Source organism: Actinoallomurus acaciae, from assembly GCF_042429965.1.
Lineage (GTDB): Bacteria > Actinomycetota > Actinomycetes > Streptosporangiales > Streptosporangiaceae > Actinoallomurus > Actinoallomurus acaciae.
Window position 1 is genome coordinate 1 of the sequence record NZ_JBHLZP010000385.1, and the last position, 15,491, is coordinate 15,491.

Sequence of the window (15,491 nt, forward strand, 5' to 3'; positions counted from 1 at the left end):
GGCCAGTCCCGGCGCGGCCAGGAGCAGGGCGACACCGGCCGCGTTGAGGAGGCCGGCGACCGCCGCGTGCCCGGTCAGCGCGATCGGGCTGGACGGAGGCAGCGCCCACGAGTAGGTGTTCAGCAGCGCCAGCGTGAATCCGGCCGCCCACACGCCGACGACCAGCAGCCCGCCGGCGGCGAGGGCGGGCCCCGCGAGGAGGTGGTAGGCGAGCTGTCGCCAGGTGGCGGGCGACCGGAGCATCGCCGCGACGGCCCGGCGGCCGGAGCGTTCACGGGGAACGGCTGGCACGTCCAGGCCGAGAAGGGCCCAGAACCGGTGTCGCTGGACGGCGGTCAGCAGTCGGAGTGCGGCCAGCGGCAGCCCGGCCGAGGCCACGAGCGCGAGCAGGACCCCGGTCGTCGATACCGCGAGTACCCACGGCACCGAGAAGATCAGCAACGCGACGAGGTGGACGGGCACCCCGGCCGTCACGAACGTCGTGTTCCGCCATGCCCAGGGTGACCACGGAGCGTGGATGTTGCCCCAGCGGAACGCGCGCCGCGCCGGGATCGTGATCGCCATGCCAGGACCCTAATTTTCGCACTTCGTCGGCTGCAATCTCGTTTGTTGCAGTTTCGACGGTGAAGGTAGCACCACCTCCAAGTCGGATAGCGCCGTGACTGACGGTGATGTCCCCGACCGGCACGCTGGTGATCGTTCCCGAACAGCCGGGTTCAGAAGGAGAACGAACCAATGATCACCTGCGTCAGGCCCGCATCCGCGCCCTCCGAGACGGCCGGTGACCCTCCGACGCCCGTGCGGCGACGCGGCAGGGCGCGCTGGGTGGGGCTCGGCCTGATCGGTTCCGGACTCGCGCTGATCCCGTGGCTGTTCGTGCTGGCCGCCGGGCTCCCCGCCAGTACGACCGCCGCGCACTGGTCGACCGCGTGGGTGGGACTGGACGGGCTGGAGGCGATCGGCCTGATCACGACGGGATTGCTGCTCAACCGGCGCGACCCCCGCCGCTGCCTGGCGGCGACGGTCACCGCGACCCTGCTGGCCGTCGACGCGTGGTTCGACGTGACCACCGCGGCGCCGGGCGCCGACCAGGCGACGGCGATCGCGATGGCCGCGGGCCTGGAGATCCCGCTGGCGATCCTGTGCGCCACACTGGCCGCCCGCACGCTGTCCGGCACCCGCCCGAGGCGATGACCGGGCCGTCACGATGTCGAGGTCGTGCTTCCCGTGGCCTCTGGTCAGGCGGGTGAGATGGGCAGGCGCAGCGCCGCCGGGGCGTCGGCGGGCACCACGGCGGCCTTCGGGGTGACCGGGGTCACCCGTTCGTACGCGGCGCCGAGTTCCGGGCGCGTGTCCTCCTCGCCCTGGTTCGGCCAGAACGCCATGGCGCGCTCGGCCTGGGCGGTGATGGTCAGCGAGGGGTTGACGCCGAGGTTGGCCGACACGGCCGAGCCGTCCACGATGTGCAGGCCGGGGTGGCCGTACACCCGGTGGTAGGGATCGATCACGCCGTCCTCCGGCGAGGCGCCGATCGTGCAGCCGCCGATGAAGTGCGCGGTCGTCGGGATGTTGAACAGGTCCAGCCATGTGCCGCCGGGCATGCCGCCCATCTCCTCGGCCAGCATCCGCACGGCGCGGTGGGCCACCGGGATCCACGTCGGGCTCGGCTCGCCGTGGCCGCGCCGGGCCCGCATGCCGCGGCCGGACGGCGACGGCACGACGGTGATCGAGTTGTCCCGCACCTGCATGATCAGGGCGATGATCGTCCGGCGCGACCAGTCGCGCAGGTTCGGCAGGCGGACGAGCTGGTGTGGGTGGGTCGCCGCCTGACCGAGGAACCTCGCCCAGCGGGGCGTACGGCCGCCGCCGTCGATCAGCAGCGACCGGAGAGCGCCCATGGCGTTCGAACCGGGTCCGTAGCGGGTCGGCTCGATGTGAGTGTGCTCGTCCGGGTGGAACGAGGAGGTGATCGCGACACCCCGCGAGTGGTCGTCGCCCTTGCGGCCGAGCCGCTCCACGCCCAGGATCGCCTCGGAGTTGGTCCGGGTGCGGACGCCGAGCCGGTCGGACAGGTGGGGTAGCGCGCCGATCGTCTTCATCCGGTGCAGCAGGCGCTGCGTGCCGTACGTCCCGGCGGCCAGCACGACGTGCTCGGCGGTGAGCGTGCGCCGCAGCCTCCGCGCCCGCCGGCCCGTGCGCGTCACCTCGACCGTGTAGCCGCCCTCCGCCCGCGGCCGTACGGCGGTCACCGTGGTCATCGGCAGGACCTCGGCGCCCGCGTGCTCGGCCAGGTAGAGGTAGTTCTCGGTGAGCATGTTCTTGGCGCCCACCCGGCAGCCGGTCATGCACGACCCGCACTCGGTGCACGTCGTACGGCGGGGCCCGGCGCCGCCGAAGTAGGGGTCCTCGACCCGCTCACCGGCCTTGTCGCCGAACAGCACGCCCACCGGAGTGCGGTGGAACGTCTCTCCGCGCCCCATCCGCTCGGCGATCCGCTGGACCGCCTTGTCCGCGGGCGTCATCGTCGGGTTCGTCCGGACGCCGAGCATGCGGCGGGCCTGGTCGTAGAAGGGCGCCAGCTCGGCCCGCCAGTCGGTGATGTGCCGCCACTGCGGGTCGGCGAAGAACGGCTCCGGCGGCTCGTACAGGGTGTTGGCGTACACGAGGGACCCGCCGCCGACGCCCGCCCCGGCGAGGACGAGGACCCGCGAGCCCTTCTCACCGCGCAGCAGGTGGATGCGCTGGATGCCGGTCATGCCGAGGCCGGGCGCCCACAGGTACCTGCGGGTGCGCCAGGAGGTTCTGGGCAGGGCGTGGTGGCGTCTCCCCGGCTCGCCGTCCGGCTCGTCGAACCGCCGGCCGGCCTCGACCACGGCGACGCGGTACCCCTTCTCGGTGAGCCGCAGCGCCGCGACGCTGCCGCCGAACCCCGAGCCGACCACGATCACGTCGTAATCCATACGGGCTCCTACCTGAGGCGCAGGCGTTTCATCGTCTTCAGGCCACGGCTGAGCAGCGCCGCGTACTTCTCGTACGGCATGCCCATGACCGGTTCGAAACCGAGCCAGTGCTGGCTGGCGACCGTCTGGGCCTCGGTGTACTTCAGCAGGCCCTCCGCGCCGTGCCGCCGGCCCACTCCGGAGTCCTTCATACCGCCCATCGGCGCGTCGTAGGAGGCGTACGCCGAGGCGTATCCCTCGTTGATGTTGACCGTCCCGGCCTTGACCCGTACGGCGAGGCGGCGTGCGCGCCCCACGTCGCCGCTCCAGATGCTGGCGTTCAGCCCGTAGGCGGAGTCGTTGGCGAGCTCGACGGCCTCATCGTCGTCGCCGAAGGGGTACAGCGACACGACCGGCCCGAACGTCTCGGAGCGGCACAGCTCCATGTCCTTCTCGACGCCCGTGAGCACGGTCGGTTCGAAGAAGTACGGCCCGGCCTCGGGGCGGGGCCGGCCGCCCGCGAGGACCTTGGCGCCCTTCTCGACCGCCTCCTCGACGTGCCGGATGACGGTGTCGAGCTGCCGCTGGGAGGTGAGCGAGCCCATGTCGGCGTCGTAGCCGGCGCCGAGCCGCATGTTGCGCACGCGGTGGGCGAAGCGCTCGGCGAACCGGTCGAAGATCTTCTCGTGCACGTAGAGGCGCTCGATCGAGATGCAGAGCTGGCCGGCGTTGGCGAAGCACGCGCGGACCGCGCCCTGGGCGGCGGTCTCGAGGTCGGCGTCGTCCAGCACGATCATCGGGTTCTTGCCGCCGAGTTCGAGGGAGTAGCCGATCAGCCTCTTGGCGGCCTGCTCGGCGATGGCCCGGCCGCCCCGGGTCGAGCCGGTGAACGCGACATAGTCGGCCGCGCCGACCAGCGACTCGCCGATCTCGGCCGGGTCACCGACCACGACCTGCCAGATCTCGGGCGGCATCCCGCACTCGACCAGCAGGTCGATCGCCCACAGCGCGGTCAGCGCGGTCTGGGTGTCCGGCTTGTGGACGATGGCGTTGCCCGCGAGCAGCGCCGGCACGGCATCGGGCACGCTGAGCGCGAGCGGGTAGTTCCACGGCGAGATCAGTCCGACGACGCCCTTGGGGTGGCGGATCTCGATCGTCCGGGTCGCGAGCGGCAGCAGTCCCTGGCGGTGGTGCGGCCGGAGCAGTCCGGGCGCGTGCCGGGCGTGGTAGAGCGTGCAGCCGGCCGCGTCCATGACCTCCTCGAACGCGTGGCGGCGTGCCTTGCCGGTCTCCAGTTGCAGGATGTCGAGGATCTCCTCGCGACGGTCCAGGACCGCGTCGTGGAAGCGGATGAACGGCGCGGCGCGCTCGGCCGGCGACCGGCGCGCCCACTCACGCTGCGCGGCGCGGGCACGCTCGTATGCGGTCGCGACGTCGTCGGGGCCGGAGATCGGCAGCTCGGCGAGCGGCTCCCCGGTGAACGGCGTCCGTACGGTGGTGGTCCGCCCGCCGGAGACGACGCGGGCGGCCAGCCGTTCGAGGCCGTCCGGTACGGGCGGGGCGGTGACCTCGATCGTCACCGCGGGGGGCTCGCCGGGCCCCGCGTCCGATGCTTCGGCAGGGGACTCAGCGGTTGCGCTCATGGAGGAAGCCTAGAACTTCGTTCGGCGACTGGCTACCGCTCGGTAACCAAGACGTCCGTTTTGGGATGTCGGACAAGCCTCAAAGGTCGTTTCGGCCGACTGAAGCCCCGCCTAGCCGTACTCAACTTTCGTTTCTACTGGTGCGTCTTGAGAAAACCTTGTATCCCAATGTTGGAGGGGTGACCGGCAGTCTACGGAAGGGCAAGGATGATCTCCGACCCGCAGGAACGCGCCGTCCCAGAGCAAATGAGGCGGACGTCTCGTCAGGAGAAGCGCGCCCAGACACGGGAGGCGCTGCTCGACGCGGCGGAGCGGCTGTGGGCCAAACACGGCATCCGGGGAGCGTCGCTGGATGAGATCGCGGCGTCGGCCGGCATGACCAAGGGGGCGGTGTACTCCAACTTCGCGGGCAAGACCGACCTCATCCTGGCGCTGCTCGACCGGTACACCCAGGTCGAGTTCGGACGGCGCACCTCCTCGGCGCTGCGCGACCAGGACCGCCCACGCGCCGACCGCTGCGCCGACGCCGGCCGCCACTACGCCAACCGGCTGTCCGCGGAGGAGACGCGGATGAAGGCGCTGCTGCTGATGGAGCTGTGGCTCTTCGGCATGCGCGACTTCTCGGCCGGCTGGCGCATCGCCGACTGGTACCAGAGCCACCGCGAGGGGCTCGCCGCCGGGCTGCGGACGGGCGGCGACGACCTGTCGGCGGAGGACCGCGCGTCGCTGGCGATGGCGATCGAGTTCGGGCTGGCGCTCCAGCACCTGCTCGACCCGGACCGCGTCCCGGCGGAGCTGTACGGCCCGGGGATGGACCTCGTCCTGGGGCCCGCCATGCCGTAGGGGCAGGCCTACGGTCATTCGCGGCTGTGGTCGGCGTCCTCGGGGTCCGGCGGTTCCAGCACGGCCTCGGGGACGGCGCTCGCGCTCTTGGCCGTACGGCCGTGCTTGAACACCGCGTCGAAGTTCCCGGCGTACTCCTGCTCCAGCTGCGGGTCGGCGACGGTGATCATCGCCTCGTCGTGACCGTGGAAGCCGACGGTCGTGTAGTTGTTGCTGCCGGTGAAGACGACCTTCTGCGGCCGGCCCTGGTACTGGCCGTCGATCAGCAGGTACTTCGAGTGCGCGTACGTCGTACGGCCGCCCTCGGTCAGGTACCGGGTCTCGGGGTTGCCGTGCCGCCCGCCCTTCTTGGTGAGGGCGCCGAGGGTCTTCGGGCCGATGATGTCGAACACGACCTGCACCTGGCAGCCCGCGTCGTCCAGCTTCCACAGCCGCCGCGCGATGGGTGCCCAGGTGAAGTGGCCGAGGCTGAGCCTGATCCGGGTGCCGCCGGCGCAGGAGACCTGGTCGAGCGCCTGACTGATCGGATCGCCCTTCGCCCAGGGGAAGAAGTCCAGGCGATACCGCCCGGCCTGCACGGTGCGGTGGTAGTCGAGCTTGTGGTGCTGGGCGGCCAGGTCCTCGAAGTAGGAGAGGTAGGCGGCGTAGACCGCCGGGTCCCGCAGGACGAGCGCGTCGTTCCACTGCGTGTCACGGGCCCCGTCGGTGGCGTTCGCGGAGGTCTGCACGACCATGTCCTGCGCGCCGCCCGTGGTGGAGAACAGGAAGAACTTGTTGTGGTTGAACTCCGGCCCGATGCAGCCCCGGTCCTCGTCGCACACGACCACCCAGGAGGCCTTCTTGGTGTCGGTGCCGAGCCCGCGCTTGAGGCGTTTGAAGGCGGCGTACGCGGTGGACTCGTGGTCGAGCACGACCTGGACGCTGACGTGCCGCTTGGCGGCGGCGACGAGTTGCGCGGCGGTGTCCATACTGGAGAAGTGGTACATCGCGATGGCGATCCGGCTGCCCTTGGGCGTCCCGGCGATCAGGCCGGCGACGCGGGTGGAGATGGCATCCCGCTTCGCCGTACCGCTGACCGGGGAGTTGAAGATCGGCCCGGGCTGGGGAATGGGGTCGGATCCGGCGACCGCGGCGGGCGCCCCGGCGGCGCCGGCGGCCAGCACCGAGGCTGCGATCACGGCCCGCGCGGCCGGCACGAACTTCGCCACACGCACTCCTGAAGAGGACACTAGGCGCTAAAGCACTCAGAAAGCGCTAGAAGTGCCGAAAGCGTACAGGAGTTACGGTCGCCCAGAACAGGCTTATACGGTCAAGAGTTATCCCAGGTCAGGACTCCGTCTCGCCTCGACCTCGCCGTGTCAGCCGAGGGCTCGTGCTGCGGGTGGCTCGCCTGGTATCAGGTGGAACGTGTCGGGTGGTCCACCTTGGGAAGTGGACTTCGTCCTATCGATGGGACATCGAGGCCGGACCTAGCGTTTTCGGCATAAACCCCCGAGCGCATCCGTAACCGTCGTCGTCTCGCCGCCGTCGTCGCCCTCAGCGACCTGGGGGTACTGGGCGGTCTGGGGGTGCTGCGCGGTCTTCTGGGGGTACTGCGCGGTCTGGGGGCGCTGGGCAACCATCGCCAGTCCCACACAACGGACCGCCACCCACCACCGGCCCGCGTGCCCCCCTGCGCCCAAACGGCGACTCATCCGACGACAGACAACGGCGCACCAACCCCACCGACAGACAGTCACCAGCCGCTACACAGCAGCCGAGACACCCGGCCGACCGCCACCAGAACGTCCACACGCCACGCCACGCCACAGCACGGCACGGCACGGCACGGCCAAGGTCAGCGTCTCCCGCGACCGGCCAGCAACTCATCGGACGACAACCAACCCCGCGCCACCCCTCGACCGGCAGGCAGGCACCAGCCCGGCTCAGATGCTCCCGACCGACCGCCACCGCCAGTCCCCACAACGGACCGCCGCCCGCGTCCCTCTGCGGCCGAACGGCGACTCACCCGCCGACGGACAGCGGCACACCAACCCCCACCGACAGACAGTCACCAGCCGCCACATGGCAGCCGAGACGCTCGACCGACCGCCGCTAGAACAACGGACGATCACACCACAGCACAGCCAAGGTCAGCGTCTCCCGCGACCGGCCAGCAACTCATCCGACAACGACCAGCCCCGCGCCACCCCTCGACCGGCAGGCAGGCACCAGCCCGGCTCAGATGCTCCCGACCGACCGCCACCGCCAGTCCACAACGGACCGCCGCCCGCGTCCCTCTGCGGCCGAACGGCGACTCACCCGACGACAGACAGCCCCACGCCGACCCTCGACCGGATAGGCGGGCATCGGACCGGCTCGGGGGCGCGGTCGGTTGGCCGTCGCCGCCGCCAGGTCGTGATGGGTGGCCGCGTGACGCGGGCGGGCGAGTGTTCCGTCGTGGTGGCCTCGTACGGATGGGTGCCTGTGTGGTGTGGCGTCGTGTCCAGGAGGAGGGGCTGTCTCAAATCCCAGCTGTGTCCACTGCGCGAACGCATGGGTGGCGCCTTGTCGCGTTGTCGGCACGCGGCAGGCGGCACGCGGCAGGCGGCAGGCGGCAGGCGGCAGGCGGCAGGCGGCAGGCGGCAGGTTCGCCGGCACGCGGCAGGTTCGCTGGCACGCGGCGGCGGGTTTGCCGGTGCGGTCGTCAAGGATGGTTGTGGTCGGCGTTCTCATCCGTCTTGTGGCATGTTGGCTGGACGGGGCTCGCCGGGGAGGGGCGGCGCGGAAAGGCCATTAGGGGTCATCGTGGGGACGATGTCCGGGACGCCGCGGCGGGTGGCGTCGGCCTCCAGGTCGCCCTCCTGTTCCTGGGAGATGCGTTCGGCTTCGACGCGCTTCTCGTAGTAGGAGATCTCGCGTTCGGTCTGTTCGTTCGACCAGCCGAGTTCGGGGGCGAGGAGTTCGGCGACCTCGCGGGCCGCGCGGACGCCGCGGTCCCAGGTCTCGATGGAGATCCTTGTGCGGCGGGACAGCACGTCGTTGACGTGGCGGGCGCCCTCGTGGGTGGCGGCGTAGACGATCTCGGCGCGCAGGTAGTCGTCGGCGCCCTCGATCGGGCGGCCCAGGTCGGGGCGTTCGCGGATCAGGGTCAGCAGGTCCTCGGTCAGGGTGCCGTACCGGTGGAGCAGGTGCTCGATGCGGGCCACGTGCAGGCCCGAGGACTCCGACAGCCGGTGGCGGGCGTTCCAGAGCGCCTGGAAGCCGTCACCGCCGACCAGCGCGACCTGGTCGGTGCACGAACCCGGCACCTTGCCGTCCAGGCCGTGCGCCACCGCGTCGACGGCGTCCTTGGCCATGACGCGGTAGGTGGTGTACTTGCCGCCCGCGACGACGACCAGGCCGGGCACCGGGTGGGCCACGACGTGCTCGCGCGACAGCTTCGACGTCTCGTCCGACTCGCCGGACAGCAGCGGCCGCAGTCCCGCGTACACGCCCTCGACGTCGTCGTGCGTCAGCGGCACGTTGAGCACCGCGTTGACGTGTTCGAGCACGTAGTCGATGTCGGCCTTGGACGCCGCCGGATGCACCTTGTCCAGGTCCCACGGCGTGTCCGTGGTGCCGATGATCCAGTGCCGGCCCCACGGGATCACGAACAGGACCGACTTCTCCGTACGCAGGATGATGCCGCTGGCGGAGTGGATGCGGTCCTTGGGCACGACGAGGTGCACGCCCTTGGAGGCGCGTACGTGGATCTGGCCGCGACCGCCGACGAGCTCCTGAATGTCGTCGGTCCACACGCCGGTCGCGTTGACGACCTGTTTGGCGCGGACGTCGGTCTCCGTCTCGGACTCCAGGTCGCGGATGCGCACGCCGGTGACCCGCTCGCCCTCGCGCAGGAAGCCCACGGCCTGCGTGCGCGAGGCGATCTGCGCGCCGTACTCCGCCGCCGTGCGCAGCAGCATCGTGACGTAGCGGGCGTCGTCCACCTGGGCGTCCCAGTATTGGATGGCGCCGACGAACGAGTCGCGCTTCAGCGACGGCGCGACCTGCAGCGCCTTCGTACGGGTGAGGTGGCGGTGGTGGGGGACGCCGCGTGCCGTGCCCATCGACAGGGACAGCCCGTCGTAGAGCGCGACGCCGGCGCCGATGTAGCCACGCTCCCACACCCGGTGGGTCATCGGGAACAGGAACGGCACCGGGTGTACGAGGTGCGGGGCGATGCGGCTCAGCAGCAGGCCGCGCTCGGTGAGCGCCTCGCGGACGAGCTCGAAGTCGCGCTGTTCGAGATAGCGCAGCCCGCCGTGGATGAGCTTGGACGAACGCGAGGAGGTGCCCGAGGCGAAGTCGCGCGCCTCGATGAGTGCCACGGACAGGCCGCGCGTGGCCGCGTCGAGCGCCACCCCGGCGCCGACGACGCCACCGCCGACCACGACGACGTCGAACTCCTCGGTGCCCATGCGCTTCAGCGCCGTCTCGCGCTCGGCGGAGCCGAGACGCGAGGTGCCGAGTCCGTTCACCGTCTGCCCATCTGCCATTGCGCACTCCCTCGCGTCGTCTGCATGCACCACGCTATGACGGTGTCACTTCAGCGACAAAGCAGGCGTTCAGTGCGGTGCGACAACGACCTGCACACGCTGGAACTCCTTCAGGTCGGAGTACCCGGAGGTCGCCATCGCGCGACGTAGCGCGCCGATGAGGTTCATCGAACCGTCGGCGACGTTCGAGGGACCGTACAGGATCTGCTGCAGCGTGCCGATCGAACCCACGTCGAGCCGGGTGCCGCGCGGCAGCTCCTCGTGATGTGCCTCACTGCCCCAGTGGAAGCCGCGGCCCGGCGCCTCGGCGGCCCGCGCGAACGGCGAGCCGACCATGACCGCGTCGGCGCCGACGGCGAGGGCCTTGGCGATGTCACCCGACTGCCGCATGCCACCGTCGGCGATCACGTGGACGTAGCGTCCACCCGACTCGTCGAGGTAGTCGCGCCGGGCGGCGGCGACGTCGGAGATCGCGGTGGCCATCGGGACCGCGACGCCGAGCACCGTACGGGTCGTGTGCCCCGACCCGCCGCCGAACCCGACGAGCACGCCCGCCGCGCCGGTGCGCATCAGGTGCAGCGCGGCGGTGTAGGTGGCGCAGCCGCCGACGATCACCGGCACGTCGAGGTCGTAGATGAACTGCTTGAGGTTGAGCGGCTCGGCGCGGCCCGAGACGTGCTCCGCGCTGACCGTCGTGCCGCGGATGACGAAAAGGTCGACCCCGGCGTCGATGACCGCCTTGTGGTACTGCGCGGTGCGCTGCGGCGACAGCCGGGCCGCCACGGTCATGCCCGCGTCACGGATCTCCTTGATGCGCTGCCCGATCAGCTCTTCTTTGATCGGCTCGGCGTACAGCTCCTGAAGCCGCTTGGTCGCGGTGCCGTCCTCCAGCGAGGTGATCTCGGCGAGCAGCGACTCGGGGTTCTCATAGCGGGTCCACAGCCCTTCGAGGTCGAGCACGCCCAGCCCGCCGAGCCGCCCGATCGCGATCGCGATCTCGGGGCTGACCACGCTGTCCATCGGGGCGACGACCAGCGGCATCTCGAACCGGTACGCGTCGATCTGCCACGCCACGCTGACCTCTTCGGGGTCGCGCGTGCGGCGGGAGGGGACGATGCCGATCTCATCGAGCTCGTACGCCCTGCGGCCGCTCTTGCCCCGCCCGATCTCAACCTCAGCCATCTGGTGTCCCTTTCCATGGCTCGGCCGCGACCACCTCTGTGGTCACGGCCGAGAAGTGTTTCAGCGGACCTGGTAGTTGGGCGCCTCGACCGTCATCTGGATGTCGTGCGGGTGGCTCTCCCGCAGACCCGCCCCGGTGATCGGCATGAGTACGGAATTGTCCTTCAGGTCCGTGATCGTGCGGGAGCCGGTGTACCACATCGCCTGGCGCAGGCCGCCGACGAGCTGGTGCGCGACGGCCGCGATCGGCCCGCGGTAGGGCACCTGGCCCTCGATGCCCTCGGGGATGAGCTTGTCCTCGCCCTCGACCGTGTCCTGGGAGTAGCGGTCCTTGCTGTAGGAGCCGCCGCGCTCGCGGTTCTTCATCGCGCCGAGCGAGCCCATGCCCCGGTAGGTCTTGTACTGCTTGCCGTTGATGAAGATCAGCTCGCCGGGGCTCTCCTCGCAGCCCGCGAGCAGTGAACCCAGCATCACCGAGTCGGCCCCGGCCGCGATGGCCTTGGCGATGTCGCCCGAGTACTGCAGGCCGCCGTCGCCGATCACCGGTACCCCGGCGGGACGGCAGGCCAGCGCGGCCTCGTAGATCGCGGTCACCTGGGGCGCGCCGACCCCGGCCACCACCCGCGTCGTACAGATAGAGCCCGGACCGACCCCGACCTTGACCGCGTCGGCGCCCGCGTCGACCAGCGCCTGGGCACCCGCGCGGGTCGCGATGTTGCCCGCGATGATGTCCGCTCGGGTGTTGGCCTTGAGCTTGGCGACCATGTCGAGCATGCCGCGCGAATGGCCGTGGGCGGTGTCCACGACGATGACGTCGGCCCCGGCGTCGACCAGCGCGCGGGCGCGGCGCTCGGCCTCGTCGCCCACGCCCACCCCGGCGCCGACGATCAGCCGGCCGGCGGAGTCCTTGGTGGCGTCGGGGTACTGCTCGCTCTTGGTGAAGTCCTTGACGGTGATCAGCCCGCGCAGCCGGTCGCCCTTGTCGACCAGCGGGAGCTTCTCCACCTTGTTCTGTCGCAGGAGGGCGAACGCGTCCGCGCGGGACACGCCGACCGGGGCCGTGACCAGCGGCATCGGCGTCATGACCTCGCGTACGGGACGGGAGGTGTCGGTCTCGAACCGCATGTCGCGGTTGGTCACGATGCCGACCAGGACGCCTTCCTCGTCGGTCACCGGCACACCGGAGATGCGGTAGTGGGCGCACAGGCGCTCGACGTCGGCGAGCGTGTCGCCGGGCGCACACGTCACCGGGTCGGTGACCATGCCCGCCTCGGACCGCTTGACCAGGTCGACCTGGAGCGCCTGCTCCTCGATCGGCAGGTTGCGGTGCAGCACGCCGAGGCCGCCCTGACGGGCCATCGCCACGGCCATCCGGGCCTCGGTGACGGTGTCCATCGCCGCGGAGACCAGCGGGATGCGCAGGGTCACCGAGCGGGACAGGCGTGTCGACGTGTCGGCGTCGCCCGGCCCGAGATCGGAATAGGCGGGCACGAGCAACACGTCGTCGTAGGTGAAGCCCTGGGGAGCGAACTTGGCGGGCTCGGGCGCGGAAGTCATTGGCATCATCCGATGGGGTGCGATATCGGGCCAGGTCAGCGGATCCTGGTTACATCCTAGAGTGAGGGGGTGGCTGGCAAGGCCCGTTGGGGTGGGGCTGTGGACAGCGGGGAACGCCGTGGCCGTCGCGCGTCTCCACGAATCGGCCGTCTCTCCGGCATCACCTGGCACCGGGTGGGCGGAGCCGCCTCGTCACCCGCTCAGGGGACCTGCCCGGTGCGGCGGGCGCGGTGGTTGGCGACGTTGACGCGGTTGCCGCACAGGCCGGGCATGCAGTAGCGGCGGCGACCGGGCCGGGTGGTGTCGATAAAGGCTCCCCGGCAGGTGGGCGCGGCGCACGGCCGGAAGCGCTCCTCGCCGAGGGTGTGCACGACCCCGAGGATGCCGATGCCGCAGATCAACGAGAGGGCGTCGGCGACGGTCGCCCCGTCGCGGAGCGGGACGGCCCAGCGGGCGCGGTCCTCGTGCGCGGGATCGTTGATCAGGGTGGCGCCCCGGGCGGGTGAGGTGAGCGTGGTGGCGCCGGCGATCAGGTGGCGTCGGTCGGGGTGATCGATCAGTCCGCGCACGGTCGTACGGAGTGCGTGGACCGCGTGCAGGTCGGCCGGGCGTCCGCGGCGGGCGAGGTCGGGCAACGCGCCGGGGGCGTCGCCGGACCGGCCGCCGTGCAGGTCGGCGAACGCGACGAGGGCGGCCAGATCGGGCAGATGGTCGTCGCCACGCCAGACCTCGGTGGTGGTGTTGACCAGCTCGGTCGCGACCCCCGCCGCCCAGGCGTAGTCGTCGAGCGCGACTTGCATTCCCGATGAACCTCCCACTACTTTTCGATTAAAGGCTATTTTAGCCCTTACATCAGAGAGACCTCGCCGATGCCGGAGTTGGAGATCGACGCCGTCGTGTTCGACGTGCTCGGCACGCTCGTCGACGAACCCGCCGGTATCCGCGCCGGTATTCGTGCACTCGACCCGTCGCTCGACGACCCCGGCGTCGAGCGGCTCTTGTCGCTGTGGCAGCGGCACGTCGACCGCGAGCAGCGTCGCGTCCTCGGCGGCGACCGGCCCTACCTCCCCAGCGACGCCCTCGATCAGGAGGCCGCCCGGCTCGTCGCCGACGCCGTCGGGGTCGAGGACCCGGCCGCGGTGGCGGCGCTGGCCCTGTCGGGCCGCCGGCTCCCGCCGTGGCCCGACACCGTGGCAGGGCTCGCCCGGTTCGCCGAACGGTTTCCGCTGATCGGGCTCTCCAACGCGAGCCGTACCGCGCTGCTGGGACTCAACGCCCACGCCGGGCTGCGCTGGCACCAGGCCCTGTCCGCCGAAGACGCCCAGACGTACAAGCCGGACCCGGCGGTCTACCGGCTGGCCGTCACCGTCTCCGGACGGCCGCCGGAGCGGCTGCTGATGGTCGCCGCTCACGCCTGGGACCTGCGCGGAGCGCAGGGTCTCGGCCTGCGCACCGCCTACGTCGCCCGCCCCGTCGGCGACCCGCCCGCTGCCTCGGACCGGTTCGACCTGCATGCCCGCGATCTGGCCGACTTGGCCGGTCAGCTCGACCGGCCCTAGGTGTACTGCCCGGGGACGTTGGTCGATCGGGTGATGGGTGGTTTGCCGTCGGTCGCGGTGTGGGGTCGGTGGTGGTTGTGGAAGGGGAGCTAGGCGGGCAGGGCTTTGCGGCGCAACCGCGAGACCACCGCACACCGCACCGGCAACCGCAACACCCGCTACGAACCCCGCCTGGGCACCGCGTTCGTCCACACCGTCATCGATGACCACACAAGCCTGGCCTACGCACAGATCCACGGCGATGAACACGACGACGAAAAGGCCGCCAACGCCATCGCAGTGCTACGCAACGCCGTGGCCTGGTTCGCCGCCCACGGCATCAGCATCGAACGCGTGCTGAGCGATAACGGCTCGGCCTACAACTCCCACGCCTGGCCGGACGCATACGCCGAACTCGGCATCCGGGTGAAGAAGACCCGGCCGTATCGCCCTCAGGCCAACGGCAAGGTCGAACGCTTCCACCACACCCTGACCGACGGCCGGGCACTCGGACGCATCTACAACCCCGAACACGCCCGCCCCACACCGCGACCAGCGGCAAACCACCCATCACCCGATCGACCAACGTCCCCGGGCAGTACAGCGCGAGTTGGGGATGCGGTCGGCGGATGGTCGGCCGCCCAGTGCGGTGGTGGGTGCAGGCGTGGAACGAGGCGTCGCCCGGGCGCCGCGGGACTTTGAGACGAGCCCTAGCCGGACTGGCCCTCTTCGCTGTCGATCACGCCGTCGACGTAGCCGCGGGCGTACTCCCAGCTGACATAGTCGCTCGGCTCTGCGGCGATGGCCGGTTCGTGCACCCGGGCCAGGCCCTGGTCGAGCAGGTGCCGCAGGTTGCCGTACAGCAGGTCCCAGTCGATGTGATGGGGTTTGCCGCAGTCGGTGCAGTCGACCGTCAGCCCCTTGATGCCCAACGGCTCCAGGAGCGCACGGAAGACCTCGAGATCGGATAGATCCGCGAGCACGTCCTCACGCTCTGTCATGCTCAGCGGCTCGGCCTCGTTGTCCAGGTCGCCGAGCGCGGCGGCCGGGTCTTCCGGATCATCCGCGAAAGGATCGAGCGGGGCGTCATCGTGCACAAACCCACGCTACTGCGCGGCGCAAGTGGTGGGTGCCGGGTCCGTCACACCAATGGAGCAGGCCGTCGCCCGCCACGGCGTCACCGCGTGACCCGTTCGCTGCGGGTGCGGCCGGTTTCGCGGGAGCCGGCGGCGGCGCGGTCCGCCGGCGGACCGGGCGCGTCCAGCGCGCGAG

Annotated in this window: 12 protein-coding genes and 1 pseudogene; 4 read left to right on the top strand and 9 right to left on the bottom strand. The window is 71.0% G+C overall.

Annotated elements, in window-relative coordinates; all coding sequences use genetic code 11:
* Positions 1-564: sensor domain-containing protein (locus tag ACFFNX_RS35425; protein WP_378210306.1), on the bottom strand; the 564-nt coding region annotated here is incomplete at its 3' end.
* Between the two features lie 171 nt (positions 565-735).
* Between ACFFNX_RS35425 and ACFFNX_RS35430 the strand changes: the two genes are divergently transcribed.
* Positions 736-1,194 (top strand): hypothetical protein, encoded by a 459-nt coding sequence (locus ACFFNX_RS35430; RefSeq protein ID WP_378210307.1) that lies wholly within the window; start codon positions 736-738, stop codon positions 1,192-1,194.
* Between the two features lie 44 nt (positions 1,195-1,238).
* On the opposite strand, the gene ACFFNX_RS35435 is transcribed toward ACFFNX_RS35430, so the two are convergent.
* On the bottom strand, positions 1,239-2,960 hold the full coding sequence (locus ACFFNX_RS35435) for an FAD-dependent oxidoreductase (protein WP_378210308.1): 1,722 nt from the start codon (positions 2,958-2,960) through the stop codon (positions 1,239-1,241).
* 8 nt (positions 2,961-2,968) lie between these two features.
* The gene (locus tag ACFFNX_RS35440) at positions 2,969-4,582 is read right to left on the bottom strand and encodes a succinic semialdehyde dehydrogenase (protein ID WP_378210309.1); all 1,614 of its coding nucleotides are present in this window, start codon (positions 4,580-4,582) and stop codon (positions 2,969-2,971) included.
* Between the two features lie 246 nt (positions 4,583-4,828).
* Between ACFFNX_RS35440 and ACFFNX_RS35445 the strand changes: the two genes are divergently transcribed.
* Positions 4,829-5,425 carry a TetR/AcrR family transcriptional regulator gene (locus ACFFNX_RS35445; protein WP_378210310.1) on the top strand — a complete coding sequence of 199 codons (597 nt, stop codon included), beginning with the start codon at positions 4,829-4,831 and terminating at the stop codon, positions 5,423-5,425.
* Positions 5,426-5,439: 14 nt separating this feature from the next.
* Here the strand turns inward: ACFFNX_RS35445 and ACFFNX_RS35450 are convergent, their stop codons facing one another.
* From ACFFNX_RS35450 to ACFFNX_RS35470, 5 genes are all read right to left on the bottom strand, one after another.
* Positions 5,440-6,633, bottom strand: coding sequence for a phospholipase D-like domain-containing protein (locus tag ACFFNX_RS35450; protein ID WP_378210312.1), 1,194 nt, complete (start codon positions 6,631-6,633; stop codon positions 5,440-5,442).
* A gap of 1,503 nt (positions 6,634-8,136) precedes the next feature.
* Positions 8,137-9,942, bottom strand: a complete 1,806-nt coding sequence (glpD, locus tag ACFFNX_RS35455; protein ID WP_378210313.1) for a glycerol-3-phosphate dehydrogenase — start codon at positions 9,940-9,942, stop codon at positions 8,137-8,139.
* 69 nt (positions 9,943-10,011) lie between these two features.
* Positions 10,012-11,124: a GuaB3 family IMP dehydrogenase-related protein gene (locus ACFFNX_RS35460; RefSeq protein ID WP_378210315.1), complete on the bottom strand. Its 1,113-nt coding sequence runs from the start codon at positions 11,122-11,124 to the stop codon at positions 10,012-10,014.
* Positions 11,125-11,184: 60 nt separating this feature from the next.
* Entirely contained in the window at positions 11,185-12,681 is a 1,497-nt protein-coding gene (guaB, locus tag ACFFNX_RS35465; protein WP_378210317.1) for an IMP dehydrogenase, read from the bottom strand.
* 200 nt (positions 12,682-12,881) lie between these two features.
* A complete protein-coding gene (locus ACFFNX_RS35470) occupies positions 12,882-13,481 on the bottom strand; it encodes a CGNR zinc finger domain-containing protein (protein ID WP_378210318.1) in 600 nt (199 codons plus the stop codon).
* 69 nt (positions 13,482-13,550) lie between these two features.
* Between ACFFNX_RS35470 and ACFFNX_RS35475 the strand changes: the two genes are divergently transcribed.
* Together ACFFNX_RS35475 and ACFFNX_RS35480 are read left to right on the top strand one after the other, a co-directional pair.
* Entirely contained in the window at positions 13,551-14,240 is a 690-nt protein-coding gene (locus ACFFNX_RS35475; protein WP_378210320.1) for a haloacid dehalogenase type II, read from the top strand.
* A gap of 147 nt (positions 14,241-14,387) precedes the next feature.
* Positions 14,388-14,824, top strand: a pseudogene (locus tag ACFFNX_RS35480) (DDE-type integrase/transposase/recombinase); the annotation flags it as partial.
* A 105-nt stretch (positions 14,825-14,929) separates the two neighbouring features.
* Here the strand turns inward: ACFFNX_RS35480 and ACFFNX_RS35485 are convergent.
* Positions 14,930-15,316 (bottom strand): DUF5319 domain-containing protein, encoded by a 387-nt coding sequence (locus ACFFNX_RS35485; protein WP_378210321.1) that lies wholly within the window; start codon positions 15,314-15,316, stop codon positions 14,930-14,932.
* Positions 15,317-15,491 lie beyond the last annotated feature (175 nt).